Here is a 24,744-nt window from a genome sequence, read left to right as displayed (position 1 = left end):
GCTACAGCGCACCCTTCGTGGACGGGACGCCCTCGACCCGCGGGTCGGGGGCGACGGCGGCGCGCAGCGCACGGGCGAGCGCCTTGAACTGGGCCTCGACGATGTGGTGCGGGTCGCGGCCCGCGAGGACCCGCACGTGCAGGCAGATGCCGGCGTGGTGGGCGATCGACTCGAGCACGTGCCGCGTGAGCGACCCGGTGAAGTGCCCGCCGATGAGGTGGTACTCCTGCCCCTCCGGCTCGCCGGAGTGCACCAGATACGGCCGGCCGGAGACGTCGACGACCGCGAGCGCCAGCGCCTCGTCGAGCGGCACCGTGGCGTCGCCGAAGCGGGAGATGCCGCGCTTGTCGCCCAGCGCCTCCCGCAGCGCCTCGCCGAGCACGATCGCGACGTCCTCGACGGTGTGGTGCGCGTCGATGTGGGTGTCCCCGGTCGCCCGCACGGTGAGGTCGATCAGCGAGTGCTTGCCGAGCGCGGTGAGCATGTGGTCGTAGAACGGCACGGTGGTCGAGATCTCCGTGCGCCCCGTGCCGTCGAGGTCCAGCTCGACGACGACGCTCGACTCGCTCGTCGTGCGCTCCACGCGGGCCGTGCGGTGCTGCATCAGTCCTCCTCCTCGGGCGCCGTGGCGCCGGTGACCTCGCTGAACGCGGCCCGGAACGCGGCGTTCTCGGCGGGCGTGCCGACCGAGACCCGCAGCCACCCGTCGGGGCCGGTCTCGCGGATGAGCACACCGCGGTCGAGCAGCCCCTGCCAGACGGCGTGCCGGTCCTCGAACGTGCCGAACAGCACGAAGTTCGCGTCGGAGTCCGCGACCCGCAGCGGCCGCCCGTCGACCTGCTGCGCGCGCAGCCAGGCCACGAGCGCGTCGCGCTCGTCGCGCAGGTCGCGCACCTGGGCGCGCAGCTCGTCGTGGTGGGCCAGCGCACCGCGCGCGGCAGCCTGCGTGACGGCCGACAGGTGGTACGGGAGCCGGACGACCCGCAGGGCGTCGACGAGGGCCTCGGACCCGGCGAGGTAGCCCAGGCGCAGCCCGGCCGCGGCGAAGGCCTTCGACATCGTGCGCGAGACGGCCAGGTGCGGGTGCGCACCGAGCAGCTCGAGGGCCGACGGCGTGCCGGGACGACGGAACTCGGCGTACGCCTCGTCGACCACGACGACCGCGCCGGCGCGGCGGCCGTCGCGCTCGGGGGCGTCGGGCACCTCGACCTTCGCCGCGGCCTCCAGGACGGCCTCGACCGTCGCGAGCGGCAGCGCCGTGCCGGTCGGGTTGTTGGGGCTGGCGAGGAGGATCACCGCGGGGCGGACCTCCGCGATGGTCGCGACCGCGTGGTCGACGTCGAGCGTGAAGTCGGCCTCGCGGCGACCGGTGATCCAGCGCGTGTGGGTGTCCCGCGCGTACTCGGGGTACATCGAGTACGTCGGCGCGAACGACATCGCGGCGCGGCCGGGACCGCCGAACGCCTGCAGCAGGTGCAGCATGACCTCGTTGGAGCCGTTGGCCGCCCAGACCTGCTCGGGCGTGACGCGCACCCCCGACTCGACCGCCAGGTAGTCGGCCAGGTCGCCGCGCAGGCCCGCGAAGTCGCGGTCCGGGTAGCGGTTGAGCCCGCGCGCCGCGTCGGCGACATGGCGGGCGATCGTCGCGACGACGGCCTCGGACGGGGCGTACGGGTTCTCGTTGACGTTCAGCCGCACGGGCACGTCGAGCTGCGGGGCGCCGTAGGGCACCTCGGCGGCGAGCTCGGGACGCAGCGGCAGCCGCGCGCCGTCGACGCCGGCCGCGGGCGCGGCGGCGGACAGGGGGGTGGTCACCGCGCCAGTCTACGGAACCGCGGGAGCGCCCGGTGGCGACGTCCGCCCCTCGACCTCGCGCCCCCACGGCGGCGGACCGACCACGGGACCCTTGTGCCGACCCGGCCCGCAGCACGCTTTTGTGAAGGATTGCACATGACACAAAGGGCCCCGTTCCGCGCCTTGTGACAGTCTTCACAAGCCTTCGGGGCTGCGTCGCGCACGCGACGTGCCTACCGTCGAGGTATCAGCAGTTCGTCCGTGTGGGCCGCGACGAGCGGCCCGTGAGAGGGAGAAGCAGATGAGCATCATGCAGGCCGCGGTCGTCCACTCGTTCACCGAGCCCCTGTCGGTCGAGGACCGCGAGGTCCCGGCCCCCGGCCCGCACGAGGCCCTGGTCAAGGTCGACTACACCGGCGTGTGCCACACCGACCTGCACGCCGCGCACGGTGACTGGCCGGTCAAGCCGACCCCGCCGTTCGTCCCCGGGCACGAGGGCGTCGGGCACGTCGTCGCCGTCGGCGACCAGGTGACCCGCGTCAAGGTCGGAGACACCGTCGGCAACGCCTGGCTGTGGAGCGCCTGCGGCGAGTGCGAGTACTGCGAGACCGGGTGGGAGACGCTCTGCCCGAACCAGAAGAACGGCGGCTACTCGGTCGACGGCTCCTTCGGCCAGTACATGCTCGTCGACGCCCGGTACGCGCCGATCGTCCCCGAGGGCGTCGACCTGTCCGCCGTCGGCCCGATCCTGTGCGCCGGCGTCACCGTCTACAAGGGCCTCAAGGTCACCGACACCAAGCCCGGCGAGTGGGTGCTGATCTCCGGCATCGGCGGCCTCGGTCACATCGCCGTGCAGTACGCGGTCGCCATGGGCCGCCGCGTCGCCGCGGTCGACGTCGACGACGCGAAGCTCGAGCTGGCGCGCAGGCACGGCGCCGAGGTGACCGTGAACGCCGCCACCTCCGCCGACGCCGCGGCCGAGCTGCAGGAGAAGACGGGCGGCGGCGTGCACGGCGCCCTCGTGACGGCGGTCAACGCCCACGCCTTCCCGCAGGCCGTCGGCGCGCTGCGCCGCGGCGGCACCGTCTCCCTCGTCGGGCTGCCCCCGGAGAAGTTCCCGCTGGACATCTTCACCACGGTCCTGTTCGGGCTCACCGTCCGGGGCTCGATCGTCGGCACGCGCAAGGACATGGCGGAGGCCCTCGACTTCTTCGCCCGCGGCAAGATCGACCCGACCTACACCGTGCGCCCGCTCGGCGACATCAACGCGATCTTCGACGAGATGATCGCCGGCAAGATCGACGGCCGCGTCGTCATGGACATGCGCAGCTGACGTCCGGCGCAGACAGGCCGGGGGCCCGGCGGCGCGTGCCGCCGGGCCCCGTCGCGCTGGGTCATGCGAGCACGACGTCGTCCCCCGAGACCTCGACCTGGATCGCCGGGAGCGGCTCGGGCGCCGGGCCGCCCAGCACCGCGGCGTCCGTGAGCGCGTACCGCGACTGGTGGCACGGGCACAGCAGCTCCCCCTCCCCCGGCGTCACGGCACAGCCCTCGTGGGTGCAGATCGCGCTGAACGCGTGCACCTCGCCCTCGGTCGGCTGGGTGACGAGCACGTCCTGGCCGCCGACCTTCGCCGCCACGGCGCCGCCCACCGGGACGTCCGCGAGCGCCACGACGACCGTGCCGGGCTCCGCCGCGCTCGCCGAGTCCGCCGCCTCCTGCGGCGACGGCGTCTGGTCGGAGCAGGCCGCGACCATCCCGGCGCCCGCGAGCGCACCGGCCGCCGCACCGGTGCCGCGGAGGAGCTGCCGCCGGGAAGGGCCGCACGCGCACCGGGCGCCCTGCGCGTCCGGCTGGACGGGGCTCCCCGCCGGGAGGTCCGCCGGGGACTCGGACGGTGCGGGGGTCACGGTCGTGGTGCGGCGCATGCGGGCCTCCGGGGTTGGTCGGCCCCGGACGACCGCCGACGGCTCGGCCGCCCTCATGACGGCGCGCCCGAGGAGTGGGAACATCATCATCATGGACTCGTCGCAGGGCGCGGTGCCACCGCAGCCGCAGGCCAGAACCCCGGCGCGCCTCCCGTTCGCCCGTGGCTGGCGGCTCGTCGCCGCCGTCGCGGCGCTCGTCTCGGCGGCGGTGCACGTCGTCCTCTATCTCGACGGCTACGACACGATCGCGGTCGTCGGCCCGCTCTTCCTGCTGAACGCCGTGGCCGGCGTCGTGCTGGCCGTGCTCCTGGTGGTCTGGCGGCACTGGCTGCCGCTCGTCGGCGGGATCGGCTTCGGGGGCCTGACGCTGCTCGCGTTCGTCCTGTCCACCACGGTCGGCTTCTACGGGGTCAACGAGTCCTTCGCCGGCACGAACGAGATCGTCGCCGCGGTGTCGGAGGTGGTCGTCGTCGTCGCGTCAGCCGTGGCCCTGCTGCGGGAGTACGTGCGCTGACGCGCCTGTGGAGGACCGGCCGACGGCGTCGGCGGCGCCCCCTACGATCGAGGACGTGAGCCACCCCGACGACCCGTACGCCGACCTCGTGTTCGACCCGACGGACGAGGACGTCCCGCCGCCCGACGACCAGGCGCCCGAGCCCGAGCACGCTCCTGCGCCCGTGCCCCCGAGCGCCCCGGAGAGGCGCCCCGCCCCGGGGGCCGCGCCGACCCCCTCGCCCGACGCCGCCAAGCGGGCCAAGCTCGCGATGCTCCGCGGCCTGCTCGACAGCGCCGGCGACGGCGGCGGGACGCTGCGCGAGCAGGCGGAGGAGTCCCTGCGCGCGCTGGTCGGCCGGGAGGCCGCGACGCTCCGGGAGGACCAGTGGCGCGCGATCGAGGCGCTCGTCGCGTTCCGACGTCGCGCGCTCGTCGTGCAGCGCACCGGGTGGGGCAAGTCCGCGGTCTACTTCGTCGCCACGTCCCTGCTGCGTTCCCGAGGGGCCGGGCCGACCGTCATCGTGTCGCCGCTCCTGGCGCTCATGCGCGACCAGATCGCGGCCGCGGCACGCGCGGGGATCCGTGCCGTGACGATCAACTCGTCGAACGTCACCGAGTGGGACCAGGTGCACGCGGCCATCGCGGCGGGCGAGGTGGACGTGCTGCTGTGCTCGCCCGAGCGGCTCAACAACCCCGCGTTCCGCGACGAGGTGCTCCCCCGCCTGGCGGCCGACGCGGGCCTCGTGGTGATCGACGAGGCGCACTGCATCTCCGACTGGGGCCACGACTTCCGGCCCGACTACCGCCGCATCCGCACCCTGCTCGCCGACCTCCCGCCCGGCATCCCCGTGCTCGCGACCACGGCCACGGCCAACGCCCGGGTCACCGCCGACGTCGCCGAGCAGCTGGGCGTGCACGGCGCGGCCGCCGGCGGCGACCCTGTCCCCGACGAGGACGTGCTCGTGCTGCGGGGCGGGCTCGACCGCGAGTCGTTGCACCTCGCCGTGCTCGAGCTCCCCGACCAGCCCACGCGGGTGGCGTGGCTCGTCGAGGCGCTGCAGGACGTCGAGGGGTCGGGCATCGTCTACTGCCTCACCGTGTCCGCCGCCGAGCAGGTGGCCGAGCAGCTGCGCGGCGCGGGCCTCGCGGTCGCCGCCTACACCGGCCGGACCGACCCCACCCAGCGGGAGCAGCTCGAGGAGGACCTCAAGGAGAACCGGGTCAAGGCCCTGGTGGCGACGTCCGCGCTCGGCATGGGCTTCGACAAGCCCGACCTCGCGTTCGTCGTGCACCTCGGCGCCCCGTCCTCCCCCATCGCCTACTACCAGCAGGTGGGCCGCGCCGGCCGTGGCGTGGACGACGCCGTCGTCGTGCTGCTGCCCGGGCAGGAGGACCGCGCGATCTGGGACTGGTTCGGGGCGCAGGCTTTCCCCGCCGAGCCGCAGGTCCGCGCCACGCTCGGCGCTCTCGGGTCGGCCGAGGGCGCGCAGTCCACCGCCGCGCTGGAGACGCAGGTCGACCTCAAGCGGTCCCGGCTGGAGACGATGCTCAAGGTGCTCGACGTCGACGGCGCGGTGCGTCGGGTGCAGGGCGGTTGGGTCGCCACCGGCACCCCGTGGGCGTACGACGCCGAGCGCTACGCGCGGGTGGAGGCCACCCGCCAGGCGGAGCAGCAGGCGATGGTCGACTACGTGGCCACCTCCGGGTGCCGGATGGCGTACCTGCGCGCCCAGCTGGACGACCCGGAGCTGCCCGTCGGCTGGGCCTGCGGCCGCTGCGACCGGTGCGACGGCGTCACGCTGCCCGCCGTCCCCGACGCGGAGGCCGTGGCCGCCGCGCGCGCCGACATGGACCGGCCCGGCGTGGAGGTCGGTCCGCGCGCGATGTGGCCCTCCGGGCTCGCGGCGCTCGGCCTCGACCTCAAGGGCAAGATCGCGCCCGGCGAGCGCGCCGAGACCGGTCGTGCGGTGGCCCGGCTCGACGGCCTGGGCTGGTCGGGGCCGCTGCGGGACCTGTTCGCCGCGGGCGCCCCGGACGGCGAGGTGCCCGTGCCCCTGCGGCACGCCGCAGCCCGGGTCCTCGACGACTGGGACGCGATCCGCCCCGAGGGTGCCGAGGGTGCCGAGCCGTCCGCGGAGGGCGGGCGCCGCACGACGATCGAGGGGGTCGTGGCGGTACGGTCCACGACCCGCCCGCAGCTGACGTACCACCTGGCCTCAGGTCTGGCCGCCTACCTCGGCGTGCCGCTCATCGGCGCCGTCGGGCCGGCCGCGGGCTCCGAGCAGCCCGACCGGCACGACGTGAACTCGGCGATGCGCCTCGCGGGGGTCGCACGACGCCTGCGGTTGGAGCTGAACGACGCCGCGCTGCGCGGCCTGCCCGGCCGCACGGTGCTGCTCGTGGACGACTGGACGGAGTCCGGCTGGACGCTCACGGTGGCGGCCCGGATGCTGCGCCAGGCGGGCGCCACCGCCGTGCACCCGTTCGTCCTCGGGGTGCGCTGACGCGGCGTCGCCGGCGGCCGCGACTGACGGGTTCGCGAGGGCGGGTCAGCCGTCGAGCAGGCCACGCACGTCGTCGGCCGCGAGCGCCCGGGCGAACGTGCCCGCGGCGTCGTCGAGCACGGCGTCGAACAGCGCGGCCTTGCGGCGCGCGAGCGCCATGACCTTCTCCTCGATGGTGTCCTGTGCCACCAGGCGGGTCACGACGACGTTGCGGGTCTGGCCGATGCGGTGCGTGCGGTCCACGGCCTGCGCCTCGGCGGCCGGGTTCCACCACGGGTCCAGCAGGTACACGTAGTCGGCCTCGGTGAGGTTGAGCCCGACCCCGCCCGCCTTGAGCGAGATGAGGAACACCGGGGCGTCGCCCTCCTTGAAGGCGCGTACGACGTCGGGCCTCCTCCGGGTGGCGCCGTCGAGGTAGACGACGGGCAGCCCGGCCGCGGTGATGCGCTGCTCGACGCGCCGCAGGAACGAGGTGAACTGCGAGAAGACGAGGGCCCGGTGCCCCTCGGCCGCGATCTCGGTCAGCTCGTCGGTCACCACGTCGAGCTTGGCGGAGCCCACGCCCGCGTAGGCGTCGTCGAGCAGCGAGGCGTCCAGCGCGAGGCGCCGCAGCGTCGTCAACGACCGGAAGATCGCCACCCGGTTCGCGTCGAAGTCCTCCAGCAGCCCGAGCAGCCGCTGCCGCTCGCGCTGCAGGTGGGTGTCGTAGACCTTGCGATGGTCGGGCGTGAGGGGCACGCGCAGCACGCGCTCGGTGCGCTCGGGCAGCTCGGGCGCGACCTGTTCCTTGGTGCGACGCAGCACGAGGGGGCGGATGCGGCGCTTGAGCCGCGCGAGCGCGCGGTTGCCCGCCGCCACCACCTGGGGGTCGTCGTCCGTCGCAGCCGCGTCGACCAGGCGCGCCGTCTCCGCCTTGAAGCGGTGCATCGACGGGTAGAGGCCCGGCGCGACGATGGCGAGCGCCGCCCACAGCTCCAGGAGGTTGTTCTCGAGCGGCGTGCCCGTGATCGCGAGCTTGAACGGGGCCCGCAGGAGGCGGGCGGTCTCGTGCGCCCGCGTGCGCGGGTTCTTCGCCACCTGCGCCTCGTCGAGGATCAGCCCACCCCACTCGAGGGCGTCGAACGCGTCGAACTCGAGGCGGAAGACGGCGTACGACGTGACGACCACGTCGGCCCCGCGGGCGAGCTCGGCCAGGTCGGTGCCGAGCGTGCGCGACGTGGCGGGCATCGCCACCACCCGCAGCCCTGGGATGAAGCGCGCTGCCTCGTCGACCCAGTTCCCCACCACGGATGCCGGGGCGACGACGACGAACGGCGGCGCGGCGGGTTCCTCCGCCCGCGCGTGCGCCAGGAACGTGAGGGCCTCGACGGTCTTGCCGAGCCCCATGTCGTCGGCCAGGATGCCGCCGAGCCCGTGCCGCCACAGGAACGTCAGCCACTCGAACGCCTGCCGCTGGTACGGCCGCAGCTCGGCCCGCACGCCCTCGGGAACGTCCAGCGTCTCCGTGACACCCTCGCCCGCCGCGATCGCGCGCAGACCGGCCAGCGACCGACGCCAGGCCTCCGCCGCCTCGACGACGTCCGCCACGTCCTCGAGCTCGCCCCACAGGTGGGCGTCGTACCGGCTGACCCGCGCCTTGCCCGCCCGGTCGCTGAGCGCGGTGGCCTCGGTGATGAGGTCGCGCAGGCGGCCCAGCACCGGCTGGTCGAGCCGCAGCCACGACCCGTCGACCAGCAGCAGCCGCTTGTCGCCGCGTGCCAGGGCGGTGAACAGCCGGGCGAAGGGGAGCTCCTTGCCGGCGACGGTCACCGAGACGCCGAGGTCGAGCCAGTCGCTGTCCCCTGACGGCGCTCCCGACACGACGACGCGCGGCGCCGCGTCCAGGTGCAGATAGTCCGGGACGTCGGTGGCGTCGACGCGGACGTCGCTCGCAGCGGCCAGCGCGGGGAGCACCCCGTGGGCGAGGTCGAGGGCGTCCAGGCCCTTGAACTCGCCCGAGGGTGCGAGGTCGAAGCGCTCGAACCCGGGCACGCCCCGGACGGTCGCCTGCGCCTTGGCGCCGATCTCCGCCTCCGCGTCGGGATCCCGCAGCGGGTCCGACACCGCGCCGTCGAGCGGCACGCGACGCGCCATGCCCGCACCGCCTCGCCCGGGGTGATCGGGCGTGGGGTACTCGAAGCCCCAGGTCAGCCGGGCGTGCTCCGGCGACACGAAGGCGACGTCCGCGACGAGCACGGGACGCGGCACGCCCGGCAGCTCCACGGAGCCGTCGGAGACGACGCGCACGGCACGGCGGAGCACGGGAAGGTGCTCGGCGTAGAGCTCCCCCACGTCGTCGCCCGGCACCTCCACCGGGCCGACGACGACGAGCTCGCGGGCGGCGTCGGACAACCGGCGTGGCGTGGGGCCGAGCCGCAGCACGGTCCGCCGGTCGGAGACCTCGACCGCGTACAGCCCCGTGTCGCCCACCGTGCCCACGGGTGCCCCGGACGCCGCGTCGACCCCGTCGAAGGCCGCGACCGGCTCGAGGCGCACACCGCCCTCCGCCCGGTCGTCCGCCGCACCGACCACCGTACGGGCCGCCGTACCGACCGCCAGGCGGAGCTCCGCCGCGCCCGCCAGGAGCACCTCGTCGCGCGACCCGTGCGCGACGAGCGGGATCTCCAGGTCGGCGGCCTCGGCGAGCAGCGCCCACAGCCCTCGCCCGCCCGCGGCCAGCGGCCGCCAGGCGCGCCGGCCGCGGCCGAACCCGCCGCCGTCGCCGAGGGCGGAGCCGAGGTCCGCGAACCAGCGGCGCACCTCGGGCGCGGGTGTCGCGCGCACGTCGGCGAACGCGTACAGGCCCGTGGCCAGCGCCTCCCAGCTCGCCTCCGGGGCCACCTTCCAGCCGGTGCGCCCGGGCACGACCGGCCGCACGGACAGCTCCGGGGGCAGGCCGCCGAACGCCTCGTCGAGCCGGAACCGCAGCGCGACCGGGAGGACGCCGCCGTCCCCCGCGCGGCCGGGGCGGTCGCCCGCGCCGACGCCCGGGGCTCCCGTCACCGCGGCGAGCCGGCCGCGCCAGCCGGCGGGTCCGTCGTCGTCACGGCCGTCACGGTCGTCGCCGCCACCGCGGGCGGACCTGTCCGCCGCGACCACCTCGGCCTGCGCCCCGACGTGCAGCAGTGCGGCCGCGACGTGCTTGCAGTCCTCCCGCACCGGGCAGCTGCACGTCGACGACTCGTACGCGTACCTGCCGTCCGCCGCGGTCGTGAACCACACGCGGCAGGCATAGGGCTGGTTGCCGCTCCCCGCGACCCGCGCCGCGAGGGTGCGTGTGTCGGCGTCCCAGTGCCACGTCCGGACCATGCCCGCGCGCTGATAGCCCTGCGCGCGCCGGAACGCCGCGCTGCCGACGATGTCACCCACCGCGACGGGGTCGAGGCGGGGCGGCGGGGCGGGCATGTGTCCATGCTCGCACGCCCCTCCGACGCGGCCGGTGGCGTGGTCGGTCCCGCTTGGCACACTATTCTTCCGACGCGAGAGCAGGCCGGCGACGCGAGAGCCATGCTCGGGTGCCGACGCTCAGGCGACGATGCTCAGACGCCGACGCTCAGAGGAAGCGCCCGCGGACGGCCTCGCCGTGCGCGGGCAGGTCCTCGTCGTTCGCGACGGCGACGATGCGGTCGGCGAGCTCCTCGAGCGCGTCGCGCGTGTACTCCACGACCTGCACGGACTTGAGGTACGCGTGCACGCCGAGACCGCTGGAGAAGTGCGCGGAGCCGCCGGTGGGGAGCACGTGGTTGCTGCCCGCCATGTAGTCGCCGAGGGAGACCGGCGACCACGGCCCGACGAAGATCGCCCCCGCCGAGCGCACGCGCTCCGCGAGCGCCGCCGCGCCCTCGGTCTGGATCTCCAGGTGCTCCGCACCGTAGGCGTCCACGACCGCGAGCCCCTGCTCCAGGTCGTCGACGAGCACGACGGCGGACTGCGGCCCGCCGAGCGCCTGCAGCACGCGCGCGGAGTGCTTGGTGGAGCCGACCAGGTCGCTCAGCCGGGCCTCCACGGCGCCCGCGAGCTCCACGGACGGCGTGACCAGCACGGAGGCGGCCATCGGGTCGTGCTCGGCCTGGCTGATGAGGTCCAGCGCGACGTGCCCCGCGTCGGCGGTGGCGTCCGCCAGCACGGCGATCTCCGTGGGCCCGGCCTCGGCGTCGATGCCGACGACGCCGCGCACCAGGCGCTTGGCCGCCGTCACGTACACGTTGCCGGGGCCGGTCACGACGTCCACCGGGTCGCACAGCACGTCGCCGTCCTGCGGTTCGGTGCCGGCCGCGCCGTACGCGAACATCGCCACGGCCTGGGCACCGCCGACCGCGTAGACCTCGTCGACGCCGAGCAGCGCGCACGCCGCGAGGATGGTCGGGTGCGGCAGCCCGCCGGCGTCCTTCTGCGGGGGCGACGCGACGGCCAGCCCGGGCACGCCGGCCTCCTGCGCGGCGACCACGTTCATGATCACGGACGAGGGGTACACGGCGCGGCCGCCGGGCACGTACAGGCCCACGCGCTGGACCGGGACCCACCGCTGGCGCACGACGGCGCCGGGTGCGAGCTGCGTGGCGTGCTCGGTCGGCACCTGCGCGGCGTGCACCGCCCGGACACGCCGGATCGCCTCCTCGAGCCCCGCCCGGACCTGCGCGTCCAGACCCTCGAGCGCGGCCGCCAGCGCGGGCACCGGCACGCGCAGATGCTCCGGACGCACCCCGTCGAGTCGCTCCGACAGGTCGCGGAGCGCGGCAGCGCCGCGGGCCCGGACGTCGGCGATGATCGGGGTGACGGCCTGGACGGCCTCGTCCACCCCGACCTCGGGGCGCGGCAGCACCCCGAGCAGCTCGGTGCGGGTCAGTTCCTGCCCGCGGAGGTCGATGCGTCGGATCACCCGGCCAGTCTAGGCAGCGCGGTCGGCGCCCGGGCCGGCGTGCCGGAGAATGGACGGATGAGCGCCGACCACGACAGCAACCAGCTCGGCACGGACGTCCCCATCCGCGACGACATGATCCGCCTGGGCCAGTTCCTCAAGCTCGCGGGCCTGGCGGAGTCCGGCACGCACGCCCGGGACCTGGTCGCCGACGGCGAGGTCAGCGTCAACGGCGAGGCGGAGACGAGGCGCGGCCGCCAGCTCGTGCGCGGCGACCGCGTCACCGTGTCCCTGCCCGACGGCGACGAGAGCGCCGTCGTCGCCTGACGCGGGTCGTTGTGGGCGGGCGTCTGGCCCCGCAGCGGACGCGATGCGGGGCCAGACGCTCGCTCACAGCAGCAGGCCCGGTTCAGGCCATGTAGGTGGAGGCCATCGCACGGTCGGGGGTGAGGCGCAGGACGACGCGCTCGGGGTCGTGCTCGAGCGGGCGGTAGCGCTTCGTGTACCGCACCACGGCGTCCGCGACCTCGTCCGGGTTCTCACTCACCTCGATGGTGCCCTCGAGCGTCAGCCACCGACCGCCGTCCACCTGGCACAACGCGGCGCGCGGGCGCCCCCCGTCCGCCGTCGCCCGGCGCGCGTTGGCCACCTTGGTCGACGTCCGTCGCGCCGTCGTGCGCGCGACCCCGGCGTCGGCGTCCCACGTGAAGGCGACGGGCACGACGTGCGGGCTGCCGTCCGCGCGCAGGGTGGTGAGGGTCGCGAGATGGCGCTCGGTGACGAACACGAGCTGCTCGGGGTTGAGGCGGAACACGCCCCGAGCCTACGACCCCGGCGCGAGCGGGCCGGCGGGCGCGGGCCCGCCGAAGCCGTCGGTCAGGATCGGCGGGACCCGCGTGCCGTGCCGGCCCTCGTCGTGCAGGGCGCGCAGGACCACGAGCTCGTGGGGCACGACCGGGTCCGGCAGCGTGACGAACGGGAACCACCGCAGGTCGCCGACCTTCGCCGGCTCGCGGATCTCCGGGCTCCCCGACCACCGGGTCGCGGTGAAGAAGAAGTCGACGCGCTGCTCGAGCGCCGGGCCGCCCGGCTGTCCGCGGTGCATCGTGGTCACCGGGACCAGGTCGTCCGGGTCCACCTCGACGCCGAGCTCCTCGCGCACTTCGCGGACGGCGGCCGCGCGCACGGACTCCCCCGCCTCGACGTGCCCCGCCGCCGCGGCCGCCCAGTGCCCGTCCCGGTACCCCGTCCCCTGCCGCAGCTGCAGCAGCACCTGGCCCTCGCGGCGCAGGTACACGTACGCCGCCGGCACCACCCGGAAGCGGTGGTCGGCCGAGCCGTCGTCCACCGAGCCGTCGTCCACGCCGACCCCCTGACCCGTCATGACAGGCAGCTCGGGCCGAGGAGGGCCTTGAGGTCGCCGAACAGCGCGGGCGACTTCTCCACCCGCAGCGTGTCCGCGGCGCGCACCACCGTCCGCTTGCCCGGCTCCGCGACACTCACGTGCACCTCCGCCGAGCCCGGGTGCGTGGCGAGCACCTCGCGCAGCCGCGCCATGACCGGCTCGACGCAGCGGGTGTGCGGCACGGTGACCAGCACGGGCGCGTCGGCGACGGCGGACGTGTCCGGCAGCGAGACCTCCATCGCCTGCAGCTGCATCTGGTCGTCGCGGCGCCGCACGCGGCCGCGCAGCGTGACGACCTGGTCCTCCGCGAGGATCGTCGAGTACGCGAGGTAGGTCTCGCCGAAGAACATCACCTCGACGGCGCCCTCGAGGTCCTCGACGGTGACGGCCGCCCAGGGGTTGCCGTTCTTGCTCATCTTGCGCTGCACGCTGGTGAGCAGACCCGCCACCGTGACCTGGGAGCCGTCCTGCCGCCCCTCGTCGGCCATCAGCGACGCGATCGACGTGTCCGCCGCCCGCGCCAGCACGTGCTCCAGCCCTGACAACGGATGGTCCGACACGTACAGCCCGAGCATCTCGCGCTCGAACGCGAGCCGCTGCTTCTTGTCCCAGTCCGGCAGGTCGGGCACGTCGACGGCGAAGGTCATCGCCGCGTCCTCCTCGGCCCCGCCGAAGCCGGCGAAGAGGTCGAACTGGCCCTCCGCCTCCTTGCGCTTCACGGAGATGACCGAGTCCACGGCCTGCTCGTGCACCACGAGCAGGGCGCGGCGCGGGTGGCCGAGCGAGTCGAACGCCCCGGCCTTGATGAGCGACTCGATGGTGCGCTTGTTGCAGACCACGGCCGGCACCTTGTCGAGGAAGTCCGTGAACGAGGTGAACGCGCCCTTCTCCTCGCGCGCGGCGATGATCGCGTCCACGACGTTGGCGCCGACGTTGCGGATGGCCGTGAGGCCGAACCGGATGTCGTCGCCGACCGCGGTGAACTTGGCGGCGGAGTCGTTGACGTCGGGCGGCAGCACCGTGATGTGCATGCGACGGCACTCGCCCAGGTAGAGCGCCATCTTGTCCTTGTCGTCCCGCACGCTCTGCAGCAGGCCGGCCATGTACTCGGTCGGGTAGTTCGCCTTGAGGTACGCCGTCCAGTACGAGACGACGCCGTACCCGGCGGAGTGCGCCTTGTTGAACGCGTACCCGGCGAACGGCACCAGGGTGTCCCAGACCGCCTGGATCGCGGGCTTGGAGTAGCCGCGCTCCTTCATGCCCGCCTCGAAGGGCACGAACTCCTTGTCGAGGATCTCCTTCTTCTTCTTGCCCATCGCGCGCCGCAGCAGGTCGGCCTGCCCGAGCGAGTACCCGGCGAGGATCTGGGCGGCGCGCTGCACCTGCTCCTGGTAGACGATGAGGCCGTACGTCTCGCCGAGCACCTCGCTGAGCGGCTCCTCGAGCTCCGGGTGGATCGGCTCGATCTTCTGCATGCCGTTCTTGCGCAGCGCGTAGTTGATGTGCGAGTTCATGCCCATCGGCCCGGGGCGGTACAGCGCGATGACGGCGGAGACGTCCTCGAAGTTGTCCGGCCGCATCTGGCGCAGCAGCGAGCGCATCGCGCCGCCGTCGAGCTGGAACACGCCGAGCGTGTCGCCGCGGGCGAGCAGGTCGTAGGTGGCCTTGTCGTCGAGCTCGACCGTCTCGATCGCCACCGGCTCCTTGCCGTTCATGACGATGTTCTCGAGCGCGTCGTCGAGGATCGTGAGGTTACGCAGCCCGAGGAAGTCCATCTTGATGAGGCCGAGGCCCTCGGACGTCGGGTAGTCGAACTGCGTGATGACCGCGCCGTCCTGGGGGCGTCGCATGATCGGGATGATGTCGATCAGCGGGTGGCTCGACATGATGACGCCGGCGGCGTGCACGCCCCACTGGCGCTTCAGGCCCTCGATGCCGCGGGCCGTCTCGACCACGCGCTGGGCCTCCGGGTCGGCGTCGTGCACCGCGCGGAACTCCGACGCCTCGGCGTAGCGCTCGTGCTTCGGGTCGAAGATCCCGGACAGCGGGATGTCCTTGCCCATGACGGCGGGCGGCATCGCCTTGGTGAGCTTCTCCCCCATCGCGAAGGGGAACCCGAGCACGCGGGAACCGTCCTTGAGCGCCTGCTTGGCCTTGATGGAGCCGTAGGTGACGATCATCGCGACGCGGTCGTCGCCGTACTTCTCGGTGACGTACCGGATGACCTCGGCGCGCCGGCGCTCGTCGAAGTCGACGTCGACGTCGGGCATGGAGATGCGCTCCGGGTTGAGGAAGCGCTCGAAGATCAGGCCGTGCTTGAGCGGGTCGAGCTCCGTGATGCCCATGACGTAGGACACCATCGAGCCGGCGGCCGAGCCTCGGCCCGGCCCGACACGGATGCCCTGTTCCTTGGCCCAGTTGATGAAGTCGGCCACCACGAGGAAGTACCCCGGGAAGCCCATCTGGATGATGACCTCGACCTCGTAGTTCGCCTGCTTGCGCACGTCGTCGCCGATGCCCTCGGGGTAGCGGCGGCGCAGCCCGGCCTCGACCTCCTTGACGAACCAGCTGACCTCGTCCTCGCCGTCCGGCACCGGGAACCGCGGCATGTAGTTCGCCTTGGTGTCGAACGAGACCTCGCAGCGCTCGGCGATGAGCAGCGTGCTCTCGATCGCCTGCGGCAGCTCGGAGAACAGGCGGCGCATCTCCGCGCCCGAGCGCACGTAGAAGCTGTCGCCGCTGAAGGCGAACCGGCTGCCGCCCTGGTCGTACGTGGGCTCGTCGAGAGTCGAGCCCGAGTTCACCGCGAGCAGCACCTCGTGCGAGTGCGCGTCCTCCTGCTTCGTGTAGTGCAGGTCGTTGGTGGCCACGAGCGGCGCGTCGATGTGCTCCGCGAGGCGCAGCAGGTCCTTGTACGTGCGGGACTCGATCTCGATCCCGTGGTCCATCAGCTCGACGAAGAAGTTCTCCTTGCCCAGGATGTCCTGCAGCTCGCCCGCCGCGCGGACCGCCTCGTCCCACTGCCCCAGCCGCAGGCGGGTCTGCACCTCGCCGGACGGGCAGCCCGAGGTGCCCATGAGGCCCTTGCCGTACGTCTCGAGGAGCTCGCGGTCCATGCGCGGCCACTTGCCCATCTGGCCGTCCAGGGACGCCAGGGACGACGCGCGGAAGAGGTTGTGCATCCCCTCGTTGTCGCGCGCCCAGAGCGTCATGTGCGTGTACGCGCCGCCCGCGGAGACGTCGTCGCGCCGCTGGTGCTGCTCGCCCCACAGCACCTTGGTGCGGTCGTGGCGGCTGGTGCCCGGCGTCACGTACGCCTCGACGCCGATGATCGGCTTGATCCCGTGCTTCTGCGCCGTGCTCCAGAAGTCGAACGCGCCGAAAAGGTACCCGTGGTCCGTGATGGCGATGGCCTTCTGGCCGAGCCGGGACACCTCGCTGAACAGGTCGTTCATGCGCGCCGCGCCGTCGAGCATCGAGTACTCGGTGTGCACGTGCAGGTGGACGAAGTCGTCCTCGGAGGTACCGGTCGGCTGGGCGGTAGGGGAACCTGCGTCGGGCATGCGGCGAGTCTTCCAGGGGGGACCGACACAATGCCAACCCCCGCGCCGGGTACTTCTCACACCCCCCTGCGTAGAGTGCTGCCTGCCGTCGACACCCCGAGGAGCAGCCGTGCCGCGAGTGACCAGCGCCGACATCGCGCGCGCGGCCGGTGTGTCGCGCACGACGGTGAGCTACGTGCTCAACGACACCCCCGGCGCGTCCGTCTCCGACGCCACCCGCGAGCGCATCCACGCCGCGGCCGAACGCCTGGGCTACGCGCCCTCCGCCGCCGCGCGGGCGCTGCGGCGCGGGCGGAGCGACCTCGTCGTGGCCGTGCTGCCGGACTGGCCGGTCGGGCCCGTGGTCGAGGGCCTGCTCGACCATCTCACCGACGCCCTCGCCGCCCGAGGGCTCTTCGTGCTCGTGCACCACCACCGCGACACGCGCGCCCTCGCCGACCTGTGGCGCGCCGTGACGCCGCTCGCGGTCGTGGGGCTCGCCCCGTTCCTGCCCGACGACGCGCGCGCCATGACGCGGGCCGGGATCCGCGTCGTGGGCGCCGTCGAGCCGGCCGACGGCGCCGGGGCGGGCGCCTTCGACGCCTCGCAGCGCGGGATCGGCGCCCTGCAGGCCGGCCATCTGGCGGACACGGGCCACGCGCGGCTCGGGTACGTCACGACGGACGACCCGCGCCTCGGCAGGTTCGCCGCGGCCCGGCTCGCGGGCCTCCGCGCGGCCTGCGCCGCGCGCGGGCTGGCCGAGCCCGCGACCGTCGCCGTCCGCACCGGCGAGCCGGCGACGACCGCCGTGCGGGACCTGTCCGGCTCCGGGGTGACCGCCGTCGCCGCCTACAACGACGAGGTCGCGCTCGCCGTCCTCGCCGGGGCCCGCGAGGCCGGGGTCCCCGTGCCGGCACGCCTCGCCGTCATCGGGGTCGACGACTCGCCCGCGGCCCGGGTCGCCGCCCCGCCCCTGACGACGGTCGCCCAGCCCGTGGCACGCCAGGCGGAGCACCTGGCCGCCGAGGTCCTCGCGGCGCTCGACGGCCGCGACGCGCCGCCGTGGCCCGACGACGGTGCCCACGTCGTCGTGCGCCGCTCCGCCTGACGTGCGGCCCGGCCGTGGTCCGGCCGGGCCGCACGGGTCCCGACGCCGCCCGGTCAGCGAGCGGGGTAGTCGACGACGTACTCCGGCGCCCCCGAGGTCGACGGCGGCACCGCGTCGCCCACCCCGTTGACGACGTGGTTGATCGTCCCGGCGCTGAGGTTCACGGTCATGACGTGGTGCAGCCGCACGCCCGGGCGGTCAGGGACGGCGAAGCCGTTCTCGGTGACGATGCTCGGGTCGTTCTGGTTGAACACGTAGACGCCGCCGCCGTCGAGCCGGTGACGACGCACCGCGTCGCCGACCACGTAGCCCTCCCACCCGAGGGTGCCGTCCGGCTGCGTCCAGTCGGCCTGGGTCGGCGGGTCGTAGGGCAGCTCGTTCTGGTAGAGCACCACCCTGCCGTCCTCGCCGTTCCAGATCGTGTTGTGCTCCTGGAAGTGCTCCACGAACAGCCCCGTCGCCGTGACCCGGTCGCCCTCGACCACGACCCCGTTGCGCCCCGTGTTGGTGCGCCAGCGGGCCGTGTCGCCGTTGACACCGGCGGACCCGTCCGTCGGGAAGCCCTCGACGCCGTGGTCGCCGCGCCACACCCACGTGTGGTCGACGAGCACGTCGTCGGCGTCGATCCGCAGGGCCGTGTCGACCTTGCCGACGTGGGGGCCGCCCACCCGGAAGTACACGTCGGACAGCGTGACCGGGTTGCTGGCGTCGGACCGGTGGTTGGCCCCGTGGCGCTTGCCCACCTGCAGCAGCGCCGGCGACTCCTCGGCGCCGGCGTCGATCGTCACCCCCGCGACCACCACGCCCTCGGTGTCGCCCACCACGAGCGGCACCGCGCCGCGCGCGGCCGTGAGCGTCGCATGGCCCATGCCGAGCACGACGGTGTCCGGTCGCGTGACCCGGATGCTCCGGTCGACGTCGTAGACCCCGGGCGTGAGCAGGAGGTTCTTCCCCCGCGCGAGCGCGGCGTTGATCGTCGCGACGGAGTCACCGGGGCGGGCGAGGTAGAAGTCCGTGATCGGCACGGTCCGCCCGGCCGGCACGCCGTCGGCCCAGGAGACCCCGCGGGTCTGCGTGCGCGCCGCCGGGACGCGCACGGCGTAGCGGCCCCGGTCGTCGACGAACAGGTAGGGCTTCTCCCTGCTCACGGGGGTCGTCTCGAGCACGGTGTACGGCTCGGCGGGGAACCCCGCCTCGGACGGCGCCCCGACCACGCCGGAGAAGACCTGGTTCCAGACGCCGTTGGACCAGCCACCGCCGAGCTCGCTGTTGCGCGTGAGCCACTGCTGCTGGGAGCCGTTCGTCACCGCGGTGTCGAAGCGGGAGTCCGCGATGAACCCTCCGCTCGCGTACTGGGGACCCGCGGTGCAGTAGTCCATGAGCGACACCGGCCCGCGCACGTCGAGCCGGCGCATCGAGACGGCCTGCGACACCGCCCAGAAGTTCGCGGTGGCCTTGCAGCCGTCCTGGCCGGCGGTGTTCACGTCCAGGCGCAGGTTGGCCACGGTGCGCCAGAAGTTCACCAGGGCGATGCAGTTCGGGTTCGCGTCGTCCCCGAGGCACCGGTTGCGCACCTCGATCGCGCCCTGGACCGCGACGTCGCCGGGCGACGCCCCGAGACCCGCGACCTCGGTGTAGTAGCCCACGTTCACCTGCAACGGGTCCGCCGCCGTGCCGTAGGTGCCGGGCAGGAAGTAGACGGCGTGCCGGTCGGTGCCCATCTCCGCGTCGACCTGGGCCGCGTGCAGGGCGTCCATGGTCGCCTGGATCTCGTCCTGCGGGGTGTCGGGGCCGAACACGGTGACGTTCGGCCCGAAGTCGGGGTCGGTGGGGTCGACACGCTGGGGAGGCACGGCGTGCGCCGGCACGGCGAGGGCGCCGGTCAGGACGGTCGCGACGGCGGCCCCGACGGCGATCACGGAGGCGCCGCGGCGGCCGCCTCCCCCGCGTGACGCCGACGCCGGGCCCGGAGAGGTCGCCCGGGAAACCAGGGGTGAAGACATGCATCCTCCTCGTCGAGGGTGCAGGTGACTCGTGTCACCTGTCGCGACGAACGCTAGGGGCTTCCCCCGCGGGGCACAAGAGGGCGGGTGCTACCGGTAGGCGCCGCGCACGACCTCGAGCGCGTGCGCCAGGTCGTCGGGGTACTCGCTGGTCACCTCGACCCAGCGGCCGGTGAGCGGGTGCTCGAAGCCGAGCCGCACGGCGTGCAGCCACTGTCGCGCCAGCCCGACCTTCGACGCGAGCACAGGGTCGGCGCCGTACGTGAGGTCCCCGACCAGCGGGTGCCGCACCGCCTGGAAGTGCACCCGGATCTGGTGGGTGCGCCCGGTCTCGAGGTGTACCTCGACGAGCGACGCGGCGGGCAGCATCTCGAGCACCTCGTAGTGCGTCACGGAGTGCTTGCCGTCCGCGACGACGGCGAACCTGTAGTCGGCGCTCGGGTGGCGCCCGATCGGGGCGTCGATGGTGCCCGTGGTGGGCTCCGGATGGCCCTGCGCGAGCGCGTGGTAGACCTTCTCGACCGTGCGCTCCTTGAACGCCCGCTTGAGACCGCTGTAGGCCGCCTCGCTCTTCGCCACCGCCATGAGGCCGGACGTGCCGACGTCGAGCCGGTGCACGATGCCCTGCCGCTCCGCCGCGCCGGACGTCGCGATGCGGTAGCCGGCCGCGGCCAGCGCGCCGACCACGGTGGGGCCGGTCCAGCCCGGCGACGGGTGCGCCGCGACGCCGACCGGCTTGTCGACGACCACGACGTCGTCGTCCTCGTAGGCGATCCCCATGCCGGGCACCGGCTCGGCGACGACCGGCGCCGCGGGGCGCGCGTCCGGCACCGTGACCTCGAGCCAGCCGCCGGCGACGACCCGGTCGGACTTGCCGACCTCGCGCCCGTCGAGGAGCACGGCGCCGGAGGCCGCCAGCTCCGCGGCCTGGGTGCGCGAGAAACCCAGCATCCGCGCGAGCGCGGCGTCGACGCGCTCGCCCGCGAGGCCGTCGGGCACGGGCAGGGTGCGGGTGGACCCGGACGGCATGGTCACCGCCCCTCTGCCGGCTCTGACGGGTCAGCCGGCTCGGAGGGCTCAGCGGGCTCGGCCGCGTCGGACGGTGCCGCGTCGTCGCCCTCGACGTGCCGCCGGCCGTCCAGCCCGATCCCCCGGAAGGACAGGATGACGATGAGCACCGCGGCGGCCACGATCGCGATGTCCGCGACGTTGCCGACGAAGACGCCGTAGTCGATGAAGTCGACCACGTGCCCGCGGGCGAAGCCGGGCTCGCGGAAGAACCGGTCCCCGAGGTTCCCGAGCGCGCCGCCGAGCAGCAGGCCGAGGGCCACCGCCCAGCCGGTGGAGCCGATCCGGCGGATCGCGCGCACGATGACCACGACCACCACCACGACGACGATCGTCAGCACCCAGGTCATCCCCGTCGCGATCGACAGGGCGGCGCCGGGGTTGTAGATCAGCCGGAGCTGCAGCAGCTCGCCGATCAGCGGCTTCGGGTCGTCGCCGAGCACCAGCGCGGACTCCGCCCACCACTTGGTGAGCTGGTCCACGACGAGCACGAGGGCCGCGAGGGCGAAGGTCCAGGTGATCAGGCGCCGACGACGCTCCGCGGACACCGGGGCGTCGTCCTGCTCCGTGAGGGGCGCGCCGGACCCGGGCGACTCGGGTGCGCCGTCGCGGGGCGCGGGCTCAGGGGCCGGGGCGGAACCGGCGGGCGTGGTCGACATCGTCGGCCAGTCTAGGCGGACGAGACCGGCCGCCGGACCGGGATCGGCCCGGTCAGCGCCGCTCCTCGCGTGCCTTCGCCTCGACGGACAGCGTCGCGCGCGGGAACGCCTGGAGGCGCGCCTTGCCGATCGGCAGCCCGGTGATCTCGCAGGTGGCGTAGGTGCCCTTGCGGATGCGGTCGACGGCGTGCGCGGTCTGGGCGAGCAGGTCGCGCATGTTGTTGACCAGCGTGAGCTCCTGCTCGCGCTCGAGGGCGCTCGAGCCGTAGTCCGCCTGGTCGTCGCCCGCGCCGTCGCCGGAGTTGCGCAACAGGTCGGACAGCTCCTGGTCGGCGGCCGCGAGCTCGCGCTCGAGGCGCTCCTTCTCCTCGAGCAGGAAGGCTGCCAGCTCTTCCACCTCGTGCAGGGTCCAGGGCTCCTCGCCGTCACGGACCGGGAACGACTTCACGTCCCGCGCGAGGTGCGGGAAGTTCTCGCGCAGTGCCGCGCGAGTGGTGGTCGAGAGCTTGGCCATCGGTGCCCTTTCGTTGGTGCGTCGACGACGAGTCACCGCAGCGTAAGTGCGCCGAGCGGCCCGCACAACAGCACGCGCGGTGAACGCGTACGTGTCGTGCGGGCCGCTCGGCGTGAGGCGTGACGAAGGAGCGGGGTGCGCGGGGTGACGGCCCCCCGCTCAGAGCTCCGAGCCGCGACCGGCACCGGCGTTCTGCCGCTGCGGCGGCAGGGCCGAGCCGCGGGCGTCGAGGTCGCCCAGCAGGTTCTGCAGGAAGCTCTTCAGGCGCGTGCGGTAGTCGCGCTCGAAGAGGCGGAGCTCGTCGATCTTGCGCTCGAGGAGCGACCGCTCCTGCTCGAGCTGCGAGAGGGTGCGGTGGCTGGTCTCCTCGGCCTCGCGGACGATGCGCGAGCCCTCGGACTTGGCCTCCGTGATGAGACGGTCGCCCTCCTCCTGGCCGGACCGCACGTAGTCGTCGTGCAGCTTCTGGGCCAGCTGGAGCATCCCGGTGGCCGACTCCGGCTCCGCGGGCTGCTGCTTCGCGGCGGCCGGGGCGGGCGCCGGCGTCGGGGCGGGCGCCGGGGTCGGCGTGGGCTGCGCCTGCTGCGCAGCGTCCGAGCGGCTCAGCTCGGCGACCCGGTGCTCGGCCGCGGTGAGCTTGGAGCGGAGGTCGTCGTTCTCCTCCTGGACCGCCGTCAGCGTCCGGACGACCTCGTCGAGGAAGTCGTCGACCTCTTCGACGTCGTAGCCCTCGCGGAACTTGGTCGCGGCGAACTTCTTGTTCAGGATGTCCTCTGCCGTCAGCAGCGCCATCGTCTCACCTCATCGTTCTTGCAGGGTCGGTGGGACCCGGTTCCCGGGCCGTCTGGATGACCACGGTAGCGGACGTGTCGGCGGGCGACCCGCCCGACGAGGCCGGGTCGTCCCGCCCACACGACGTCTTCACAGGTCAGGACCGCCGGTGCCCTCGCCCACCGGGGCGAAGCCCGGCCGAGGTCACATCGCGGCCAGGAACGACGCCACCCGCATGAGGATGCCCGTGCCGATGAAGAGCACCAGGAACGCGAGGTCCAGGCGGATCTGGCCGAGGGTCAGCGGCGGGATCAGCCCGCGCAGGAACCGCAGGGGCGGGTCGGTGACGGTGTAGATCGCCTCGGCCAGGACGAGCAGCACGCCCTTCGGACGCCAGTCGCGCGCGAAGAACTGCACCCAGTCGAAGACGAGCCGGACGATGAGGCACAGCAGGAACAGCCACAGGACGAGATAGACCAGGTTGAAGACGAGGCTCACGGGTCGAACCTACCCGAGCACGACGCAGGGCCGGGGCAGGACTGCCCCGGCCCGTGCCGGACGGTGCGATCGGCGTGCGATCGGCCCTCTCGGGCGCGCGGTCAGCTCTGGTTGTAGAACGCCCCGCGACCGGGCGCCTTCTCCGCCGGCGGCTCCTCGCCCGCGATCTCCACGTGCTCCGGCGAGAGCAGGAAGACCTTGTTCGTCACGCGCTCGATCGACCCGCGCAGCCCGAAGATCAGGCCCGCCGAGAAGTCCACGAGGCGCTTCGCGTCGGCGTCGTCCATGTCGGACAGGTTCATGATCACCGGCGTGCCGCCCCGGAAGGCCTCGCCGATGGTGCGGGCGTCGTTGTACGAGCGCGGGTGGATGGTCGTGATGCGTCGCAGGTCGGAGGCGATCACCGACTCGCTCCCTCCGCCACGGTGCAGCGGGGTGACCTGCGCCTGGTAGTCGTCACGGTCGCGCACCGGTGCCTCCAGCTCCTCGTACTCGTCGAGGTACTCCTCCGACTCACCCTGGTCGTCGGCGAGCCCCAGGTACAGCATCGTCTTGCGAAGCGCTCCGCCCATCGCCTTGCTCCGTTCGTCGCCACGTCCCCGCCCTCCGTCCCGGACGGGTGTCACGACGTTAACCACGCCCGCGGCGGCATCCCCGCACGACACGCCGGTGTGTCGCGCGTCGCGGGCGCGTCCGGTCTCGACCGCGTCAGCTCGACACGCGGCCGGCACCTCAGGTCAGGACGACGACGCCCGCCTGCCGTCCCGTCGTCGCGCCCTGGGCGGTGGCGCGGCGGTGGGAGTAGAGGTCGGGGTCCGTGAGCGTGCACCGGTCCACGCGGGTGGCGGCCACGCCGTGCTCCGCCAGCTGCGCGAGCACGCCGGCCGGCAGGTCGAGCGCGGGGGTGCCGGCCGTGGTCGTCGCCCACGTCTCGGGGACGACCGCGGCGACCTCGTCGCGCATCGCGGCCGGCACCTCGTAGCAGTCGCCGCACACGGCCGGGCCGACGGCGGCCCGCAGGTCCTCGGTCCGCGCCCCGCGCGCACGCAGCTGCTCGACGACGCGGTGCACGACGCCGAGGGCGACCCCGTTCCGCCCCGCGTGCGCGACCGCGACGACGCGCGCGACCGGGTCCGCGAGGACGACCGGCACGCAGTCCGCGACGAGGACGCCGAGGGCGAGGCCGGGCTCGGCGGTGACCATGGCGTCGGCCTCGCCCGCCGCGACCGGCGGCTCCGTGGACGACCACTCGGCGAGCTCGGCAGGGCCCAGCCCCAGGACCCGGTCCCCGTGCACCTGCGCGGAGAACGCCACCGGGGCGCCGATCCACGCCCCGAGGCGGGCGCGGTTCTCCCGCACCCGCACCGGGTCGTCGCCCGTCGACGCCCCCAGGTCGAGGGACGACCACGGGGCGGGCGACACCCCGCCGTGGCGCGTGGTGAAGCCCGCCACGACGCCCTCCCCGAGGTCCACCCGCAGCAGCCCCGCACCGAACTCGTCCGGCAACAACGCCTCCTGGGCCCAGCCGACCGCTCCGCGAGCTCCGCTCACCCGGCGC

21 protein-coding genes are annotated in these 24,744 nt (G+C 74.1%); 5 read left to right on the top strand and 16 right to left on the bottom strand.

All coding sequences use genetic code 11. The features are described 5' to 3' along the window. Nucleotide 1: 1 nt before the first annotated feature. Both hisB and ABZ493_RS14005 read right to left on the bottom strand, forming a co-directional pair. Entirely contained in the window at nt 2–604 is a 603-nt protein-coding gene (hisB, locus tag ABZ493_RS14010) for an imidazoleglycerol-phosphate dehydratase HisB (RefSeq protein ID WP_429728601.1), read from the bottom strand. Then, complete coding sequence (locus ABZ493_RS14005) at nt 604–1,815, bottom strand: histidinol-phosphate transaminase (protein ID WP_430582748.1); 1,212 nt, start codon at nt 1,813–1,815, stop codon at nt 604–606. Before ABZ493_RS14005 ends, hisB begins: the two co-directional genes overlap by 1 nt. A 280-nt stretch (nt 1,816–2,095) precedes the next feature. Here ABZ493_RS14005 and adhP point away from each other — a divergent pair, with 280 nt between their 5' ends. Continuing rightward, nucleotides 2,096–3,127 (top strand): alcohol dehydrogenase AdhP, encoded by a 1,032-nt coding sequence (gene adhP / locus ABZ493_RS14000; protein WP_430582747.1) that lies wholly within the window; start codon nt 2,096–2,098, stop codon nt 3,125–3,127. A gap of 61 nt (nt 3,128–3,188) precedes the next feature. Here the strand turns inward: adhP and ABZ493_RS13995 are convergent, their stop codons facing one another. Continuing rightward, on the bottom strand, nt 3,189–3,722 hold the full coding sequence (locus tag ABZ493_RS13995) for a Rieske (2Fe-2S) protein (protein ID WP_430582746.1): 534 nt from the start codon (nt 3,720–3,722) through the stop codon (nt 3,189–3,191). A gap of 91 nt (nt 3,723–3,813) precedes the next feature. On the opposite strand from ABZ493_RS13995, the gene ABZ493_RS13990 reads away from it, so the two are divergent. Together ABZ493_RS13990 and ABZ493_RS13985 are read left to right on the top strand one after the other, a co-directional pair. Then, entirely contained in the window at nt 3,814–4,236 is a 423-nt protein-coding gene (locus ABZ493_RS13990) for a hypothetical protein (RefSeq protein WP_430582745.1), read from the top strand. Nucleotides 4,237–4,486: 250 nt separating this feature from the next. After that, complete coding sequence (locus ABZ493_RS13985) at nt 4,487–6,721, top strand: RecQ family ATP-dependent DNA helicase (RefSeq protein ID WP_430582781.1); 2,235 nt, start codon at nt 4,487–4,489, stop codon at nt 6,719–6,721. A gap of 45 nt (nt 6,722–6,766) precedes the next feature. On the opposite strand, the gene ABZ493_RS13980 is transcribed toward ABZ493_RS13985, so the two are convergent. Then, the gene (locus ABZ493_RS13980) at nt 6,767–10,165 is read right to left on the bottom strand and encodes a DEAD/DEAH box helicase (RefSeq protein WP_430582744.1); all 3,399 of its coding nucleotides are present in this window, start codon (nt 10,163–10,165) and stop codon (nt 6,767–6,769) included. Between the two features lie 148 nt (nt 10,166–10,313). Further along, complete coding sequence (gene hisD / locus ABZ493_RS13975) at nt 10,314–11,639, bottom strand: histidinol dehydrogenase (RefSeq protein ID WP_430582743.1); 1,326 nt, start codon at nt 11,637–11,639, stop codon at nt 10,314–10,316. Between the two features lie 57 nt (nt 11,640–11,696). Between hisD and ABZ493_RS13970 the strand changes: the two genes are divergently transcribed. Next, a complete protein-coding gene (locus tag ABZ493_RS13970) occupies nt 11,697–11,945 on the top strand; it encodes an RNA-binding S4 domain-containing protein (RefSeq protein WP_430582742.1) in 249 nt (82 codons plus the stop codon). Between the two features lie 82 nt (nt 11,946–12,027). Here the strand turns inward: ABZ493_RS13970 and ABZ493_RS13965 are convergent, their stop codons facing one another. From ABZ493_RS13965 to dnaE, 3 genes are read right to left on the bottom strand one after another with little or no spacing between them, the layout of a single operon-like run. Next, entirely contained in the window at nt 12,028–12,432 is a 405-nt protein-coding gene (locus tag ABZ493_RS13965; protein WP_430582741.1) for a PPOX class F420-dependent oxidoreductase, read from the bottom strand. Nucleotides 12,433–12,441: 9 nt separating this feature from the next. Continuing rightward, nucleotides 12,442–13,002 (bottom strand): NUDIX domain-containing protein, encoded by a 561-nt coding sequence (locus ABZ493_RS13960; RefSeq protein ID WP_430582740.1) that lies wholly within the window; start codon nt 13,000–13,002, stop codon nt 12,442–12,444. Next, entirely contained in the window at nt 12,999–16,586 is a 3,588-nt protein-coding gene (gene dnaE, locus ABZ493_RS13955; RefSeq protein WP_430582739.1) for a DNA polymerase III subunit alpha, read from the bottom strand. Before dnaE ends, ABZ493_RS13960 begins: the two co-directional genes overlap by 4 nt. A gap of 109 nt (nt 16,587–16,695) precedes the next feature. Here dnaE and ABZ493_RS13950 point away from each other — a divergent pair, with 109 nt between their 5' ends. Beyond that, a complete protein-coding gene (locus tag ABZ493_RS13950) occupies nt 16,696–17,673 on the top strand; it encodes a LacI family DNA-binding transcriptional regulator (RefSeq protein WP_430582738.1) in 978 nt (325 codons plus the stop codon). Between the two features lie 53 nt (nt 17,674–17,726). Here ABZ493_RS13950 and ABZ493_RS13945 read toward each other — a convergent pair whose 3' ends face one another. The 8 genes from ABZ493_RS13945 to pgeF all read right to left on the bottom strand — a co-directional run bounded on the left by ABZ493_RS13945 (nt 17,727) and on the right by pgeF (nt 24,737). Further along, on the bottom strand, nt 17,727–19,676 hold the full coding sequence (locus ABZ493_RS13945; RefSeq protein WP_430582737.1) for a glycosyl hydrolase family 28-related protein: 1,950 nt from the start codon (nt 19,674–19,676) through the stop codon (nt 17,727–17,729). Nucleotides 19,677–19,766: 90 nt separating this feature from the next. Then, nucleotides 19,767–20,705, bottom strand: a complete 939-nt coding sequence (locus ABZ493_RS13940; protein WP_430582780.1) for an RluA family pseudouridine synthase — start codon at nt 20,703–20,705, stop codon at nt 19,767–19,769. A gap of 2 nt (nt 20,706–20,707) precedes the next feature. Then, a complete protein-coding gene (locus tag ABZ493_RS13935) occupies nt 20,708–21,403 on the bottom strand; it encodes a signal peptidase II (RefSeq protein WP_430582736.1) in 696 nt (231 codons plus the stop codon). Nucleotides 21,404–21,455: 52 nt separating this feature from the next. Beyond that, nucleotides 21,456–21,917 carry a TraR/DksA family transcriptional regulator gene (locus ABZ493_RS13930; RefSeq protein ID WP_429728575.1) on the bottom strand — a complete coding sequence of 154 codons (462 nt, stop codon included), beginning with the start codon at nt 21,915–21,917 and terminating at the stop codon, nt 21,456–21,458. Between the two features lie 159 nt (nt 21,918–22,076). Beyond that, complete coding sequence (locus ABZ493_RS13925; RefSeq protein ID WP_430582735.1) at nt 22,077–22,709, bottom strand: DivIVA domain-containing protein; 633 nt, start codon at nt 22,707–22,709, stop codon at nt 22,077–22,079. Nucleotides 22,710–22,892: 183 nt separating this feature from the next. Then, nucleotides 22,893–23,186 carry a YggT family protein gene (locus ABZ493_RS13920; protein WP_430582734.1) on the bottom strand — a complete coding sequence of 98 codons (294 nt, stop codon included), beginning with the start codon at nt 23,184–23,186 and terminating at the stop codon, nt 22,893–22,895. Between the two features lie 101 nt (nt 23,187–23,287). Then, the gene (sepF, locus tag ABZ493_RS13915) at nt 23,288–23,758 is read right to left on the bottom strand and encodes a cell division protein SepF (protein WP_429762174.1); all 471 of its coding nucleotides are present in this window, start codon (nt 23,756–23,758) and stop codon (nt 23,288–23,290) included. Nucleotides 23,759–23,918: 160 nt separating this feature from the next. Next, a complete protein-coding gene (gene pgeF, locus ABZ493_RS13910; RefSeq protein WP_430582733.1) occupies nt 23,919–24,737 on the bottom strand; it encodes a peptidoglycan editing factor PgeF in 819 nt (272 codons plus the stop codon). Between the last annotated feature and the right edge of the window lie 7 nt (nt 24,738–24,744).

Origin of the sequence: Isoptericola sp. NPDC019482, assembly GCF_040632295.1 — a bacterium.
GTDB lineage: Bacteria > Actinomycetota > Actinomycetes > Actinomycetales > Cellulomonadaceae > Isoptericola.
Note: the sequence above shows the minus strand (reverse complement) of the source record. Positions and strands in the feature narration are given on the sequence as shown.

Excerpts from the sequence above, each read along its gene's own strand:
- ABZ493_RS13980 (WP_430582744.1), bottom strand. The coding sequence starts at position 10,165 with ATGCCCGCCCCGCCGCCCCGCCTCGACCCCGTCGCGGTGGGTGACATC.
- ABZ493_RS13970 (WP_430582742.1), top strand. The coding sequence starts at position 11,697 with ATGAGCGCCGACCACGACAGCAACCAGCTCGGCACGGACGTCCCCATC.
- adhP (WP_430582747.1), top strand. The coding sequence starts at position 2,096 with ATGAGCATCATGCAGGCCGCGGTCGTCCACTCGTTCACCGAGCCCCTG.
- dnaE (WP_430582739.1), bottom strand. The coding sequence starts at position 16,586 with ATGCCCGACGCAGGTTCCCCTACCGCCCAGCCGACCGGTACCTCCGAG.
- ABZ493_RS13995 (WP_430582746.1), bottom strand. The coding sequence starts at position 3,722 with ATGCGCCGCACCACGACCGTGACCCCCGCACCGTCCGAGTCCCCGGCG.
- ABZ493_RS13925 (WP_430582735.1), bottom strand. The coding sequence starts at position 22,709 with ATGGCGCTGCTGACGGCAGAGGACATCCTGAACAAGAAGTTCGCCGCG.
- ABZ493_RS13960 (WP_430582740.1), bottom strand. The coding sequence starts at position 13,002 with ATGACGGGTCAGGGGGTCGGCGTGGACGACGGCTCGGTGGACGACGGC.
- sepF (WP_429762174.1), bottom strand. The coding sequence starts at position 23,758 with ATGGGCGGAGCGCTTCGCAAGACGATGCTGTACCTGGGGCTCGCCGAC.
- ABZ493_RS13935 (WP_430582736.1), bottom strand. The coding sequence starts at position 21,403 with ATGTCGACCACGCCCGCCGGTTCCGCCCCGGCCCCTGAGCCCGCGCCC.
- ABZ493_RS13945 (WP_430582737.1), bottom strand. The coding sequence starts at position 19,676 with ATGTCTTCACCCCTGGTTTCCCGGGCGACCTCTCCGGGCCCGGCGTCG.
- ABZ493_RS13985 (WP_430582781.1), top strand. The coding sequence starts at position 4,487 with ATGCTCCGCGGCCTGCTCGACAGCGCCGGCGACGGCGGCGGGACGCTG.
- hisB (WP_429728601.1), bottom strand. The coding sequence starts at position 604 with ATGCAGCACCGCACGGCCCGCGTGGAGCGCACGACGAGCGAGTCGAGC.
- ABZ493_RS13940 (WP_430582780.1), bottom strand. The coding sequence starts at position 20,705 with ATGCCGTCCGGGTCCACCCGCACCCTGCCCGTGCCCGACGGCCTCGCG.
- ABZ493_RS13930 (WP_429728575.1), bottom strand. The coding sequence starts at position 21,917 with ATGGCCAAGCTCTCGACCACCACTCGCGCGGCACTGCGCGAGAACTTC.
- ABZ493_RS13990 (WP_430582745.1), top strand. The coding sequence starts at position 3,814 with ATGGACTCGTCGCAGGGCGCGGTGCCACCGCAGCCGCAGGCCAGAACC.